Below are 3,910 nucleotides of genomic sequence, written 5' to 3' on the forward strand. Positions count from 1 at the left end.
GGTGTATGGGATACGCGTCGGGTGGCTTCGAATTTTGGCATGAAACCGGCTGATTAAGCTGATTTCTTGAGAATCGCTTCCCGTGCCGCACGCAGCTTGGCGAAATCGTCGCCGGCGTGATGCGATGAACGCGTCAGCGGGCTGGACGCCACCAGCAGGAAACCCTTGGTCCGGCCGATCGTCTCAAAGGATTTGAACTCCTCCGGCGTAACAAAACGGATCACCGGGTGGTGCTTCTTCGACGGCTGCAGATACTGGCCTATGGTCATGAAGTCGACATTGGCCGAACGCAGATCGTCCATCAACTGCAGGATTTCATTCCGTTCTTCGCCCAGTCCCACCATGATGCCGGACTTGGTGAAGATCGACGGATCAAGCTCCTTGACCCGCTGCAACAGCCGGATCGAATGGAAATAGCGGGCGCCCGGACGAACCGTCAGATAGTTCGACGGAACGGTTTCGAGATTGTGGTTGAAGACGTCGGGTTTGGCCGCCACGACGATCTCCAGCGCGCCGTCCTTGCGCAGGAAGTCGGGCGTCAGGATTTCGATCGTCGTCAGCGGCGTCGCCGCCCGGATGGCGCGGATGACCTCGGCGAAATGCTGCGCACCGCCATCGGCGAGATCGTCGCGGTCGACCGAGGTGATGACGACATGGGTAAGGCCCATCTGCTTGACCGCATGCGCGACGCGGGCCGGTTCATCCGGGTCAAGAGCGGTTGGAATGCCCGTGGCGACGTTGCAGAAAGCGCAGGCGCGGGTGCAGATCTCGCCCATGATCATGAAGGTGGCGTGCTTCTTTTCCCAGCACTCGCCGATGTTGGGGCATCCGGCTTCTTCGCAGACCGTCACCAGCTTGTGCGACTTCACGATTTCGCGCGTTTCGGCATAGCCCTTCGACATCGGCGCCTTGACGCGTATCCAGTCGGGCTTGCGCAGGACATCCTGATCAGGCTTGTGCGCCTTTTCCGGATGCCGCAGGCGCGGTGCGTTGGCGATCGTATCGAGGACAGTGACCATCGGGAAACCTGGTTCATTGGCGAGCGCCAGTCAGGCGTTCGTTGTCATAACGTCATCTAGGACTTTTCGGCGCAAAGAAAAAGGCCGCTGCGGCGCATGCCGCAACAGCCTTTTTCGCATGGCAGCTCTCCAGGGATGTCAGCGGCGCACCAGACGCCCCGCCCAGATCAGCAGGCAGGCACCGATAAAGCCGGTGATCAGATAGGCAATCCAGCCGACGCCGAACGGGCCAAAATTGAGAGCCTGCAGAATGGCATTCAGTACGATCGCGCCGACGATGCCCATAACGATGTTCATCAAGATGCCGGTGTTGCTCTTCATGAACATTTCGGCGAACCAGCCTGCCAGGCCGCCGATGATGATGGCTGCTATCCAGCCGACGCCATTCAGGTGCATATGCCTTCTCCTTGTGTGATGGATGAAAGTGCATCCGCAAACGATGTACCTTGCCGCCGGGTTCCATCTGTAGCAGCGCTTTCAATCTATCACGCGTTGAGTGCGCGGCCATAGGCGTCGAGCACGCTTTCCTTCATCATCTCCGACAGCGTCGGGTGCGGGAAGATGGTGTGCATCAGCTCTTCCTCGGTCGTCTCCAGGTTCATCGCCACGACAAAGCCCTGGATCAGTTCGGTCACTTCGGCGCCGACCATGTGGGCACCGAGCAATTGACCGGTCTTCTTGTCGAAGATGGTCTTGATGAAGCCCTGATCCTCACCGAGCGCGATCGCCTTGCCATTGGCGGCGAACTGGAAGCGCCCGACCCGGATATCCCAGCCCTCTGCCTTGGCCTTGGCTTCGGTCAGGCCAACCGAGGCGACCTGCGGATTGCAGTAGGTGCAGCCCGGAATCTTCAGCTTGTCGGTGGCATGTACGCCAGGAAAATCAGCGATCTTCTCGATGCACACGACACCCTCATGTTCGGCCTTGTGGGCGAGCATCGGCGGGCCGGCGACATCGCCGATGGCATAGATGCCCGGCACATTGGTCTTGCCGTACCCATCGATGACGACGCAGCCGCGTTCGGTCTTCACGCCAAGCGCCTCGAGTCCGAGGCCCTCGATGTTGCCCTGCACGCCGACGGCCGAGATCATGCGGTCGGCGGTGATCTTCTCGACCTTGCCGTCCTTCATCTCGACATGCGCGGTGACCGAGTTCGTGCCCTTCTCGACCTTGGTCACCTTGGCTTCGAGGATGATCTTCATGCCTTGCTTCTCGAACTGCTTCTGCGCGAACGTCGAGACTTCGGCGTCCTCGACCGGCATCACCGCCGGCAGCAATTCGACCACCGTCACCTCGGCGCCCATTGTGCGGTAGAAGGAGGCGAATTCGATGCCGATGGCGCCCGACCCCATGACGAGCAACGACTTCGGCATCTCCTTCGGCACCATGGCCTCGAAATAGGTCCAGATCAGCTTTCCGTCCGGCTCGATGCCGGGCAGCGCGCGTGGCCGGGCGCCGGTCGCCAGGATGATGTGCTTGGCGGTATAGGTGCCCTCGCCCTTGACGCCTTTCGGCACCGGCGGCTGTGGCTCCATCGGCTTCTTGGCCGTCTTGGACACGACGATCTCGCCCGCCTTCGAAAGCTTGGCCTCGCCCCAGATGACGTCGACCTTGTTCTTCTTCATCAGGAAGGCAACGCCGCCATTGAGCCGCAGCGACACCTTGCGCGAGCGGTCAACGACGGCCGATGTGTCCACGCTGACCTTGCCGTCGAGCTTCAGCCCGTAATCCTTCAGGTGATCCGAATACTGCATGATCTCGGCCGAGCGCAGCAGCGCCTTGGTCGGGATGCAGCCCCAGTTAAGGCAAATGCCGCCGAGATGCTCGCGCTCGACGATCGCCGTCTTGAAGCCGAGCTGCGCGGAACGCACCGCGGTGACATAGCCGCCGGGACCGGAGCCGATGATGATGACGTCATAGTTCTCAGCCACGGGTTTTCTCCTTCACAATTCCAGCATGACGCGCACGACTGGTGTCAGCGCCTCGCCGATGTTTCGCGTATTTTCGGCGTCAAGATGAACACCGTCGAGAGGTGTGGTTTGCGCCACGCTGCCGGCGTCGAAGAAGCCGCAGCCGGCCTCATCGGCGAGCGCGGCATATTGCGGTGCCAAAAACTTCGAGGCGTCGTCGCCGCCGGCAAACATTTCCTTGAACTCGGCATTTTCGGTGCGACTGACGACAGGCGGCGAAACAATCAGGATCTGCGGCGCCGGCCAGTCGAACGGATAATCGTGACCGCGCACGATGTCGATCAGCCGCTGGATACCCTGCTTGGCCGCGACGGGATTGCCGTGGATCCACGGCTTCATGTCGTTGGCGCCGAGCATGATGACAATCAGGTCGATCGGCGCATGGGTTGTCAGCACCGTTGGCAGCAGCCTGGCGCCGTTGCGATCAGCACCGGCCAGGTGGTCGTCGAAGGCGGTGGTACGGCCATTGAGGCCTTCGGCGATAACTTCGACGCCACCATCGAGCCCGGCCTGCAGCACGCTTGGCCAGCGGTCTTCCAGCGCATGGCGGCCACCTTCGGCATTGTAGCCCCAGGTCAGCGAGTCGCCGTAACAAAGAACCGTCTTCATGCGCCCACCTGTGCGTCGATCAACCCACGCTTCACCCGCCATCCATGGGTTGTGACCGCCCGTTTCCGAGGAGCCAGTCCGGTGGCGAATCCGGAAATGATGAAAGCGAAGAGGCTGGTGAAGACTATCCGCACCGCCCTCTCGCTTCCCTAAACCAGCATGCCCATCGGGTTTTCGATCAGCCGCTTGAAGGCGACCAGCAGTTCGGCACCCAGCGCACCGTCCACGGCGCGGTGGTCGGTCGACAGCGTCACCGACATCACGGTGGCTATTCTGATCTCGCCGTTCTTGACCACTGCCCGCTCCTCGCCG

At 61.2% G+C, this 3,910-nt stretch carries 5 protein-coding genes; all 5 read right to left on the reverse strand.

The genetic code is table 11. The features are described 5' to 3' along the window. Nucleotides 1–53 precede the first annotated feature (53 nt). Nucleotides 54–1,019 (reverse strand): lipoyl synthase, encoded by a 966-nt coding sequence (lipA, locus tag EN925_RS26585; RefSeq protein ID WP_024505190.1) that lies wholly within the window; start codon nucleotides 1,017–1,019, stop codon nucleotides 54–56. A gap of 138 nt (nucleotides 1,020–1,157) precedes the next feature. Beyond that, nucleotides 1,158–1,415 carry a GlsB/YeaQ/YmgE family stress response membrane protein gene (locus tag EN925_RS26590; protein WP_127370325.1) on the reverse strand — a complete coding sequence of 86 codons (258 nt, stop codon included), beginning with the start codon at nucleotides 1,413–1,415 and terminating at the stop codon, nucleotides 1,158–1,160. Nucleotides 1,416–1,504: 89 nt separating this feature from the next. Beyond that, nucleotides 1,505–2,950 (reverse strand): dihydrolipoyl dehydrogenase, encoded by a 1,446-nt coding sequence (gene lpdA / locus EN925_RS26595; protein WP_127385759.1) that lies wholly within the window; start codon nucleotides 2,948–2,950, stop codon nucleotides 1,505–1,507. Nucleotides 2,951–2,962: 12 nt separating this feature from the next. Beyond that, nucleotides 2,963–3,598 carry an SGNH/GDSL hydrolase family protein gene (locus EN925_RS26600; protein ID WP_024505188.1) on the reverse strand — a complete coding sequence of 212 codons (636 nt, stop codon included), beginning with the start codon at nucleotides 3,596–3,598 and terminating at the stop codon, nucleotides 2,963–2,965. A 149-nt stretch (nucleotides 3,599–3,747) separates the two neighbouring features. After that, the coding region (locus EN925_RS26605) for a 2-oxo acid dehydrogenase subunit E2 (protein WP_206522615.1) at nucleotides 3,748–3,910 on the reverse strand (163 nt) is incomplete at its 5' end.

Origin of the sequence: Mesorhizobium sp. M7A.F.Ca.US.006.04.2.1 (assembly GCF_004022915.1) — a bacterium.
GTDB classification, from domain to species: Bacteria; Pseudomonadota; Alphaproteobacteria; order Rhizobiales; family Rhizobiaceae; genus Mesorhizobium; species Mesorhizobium ciceri.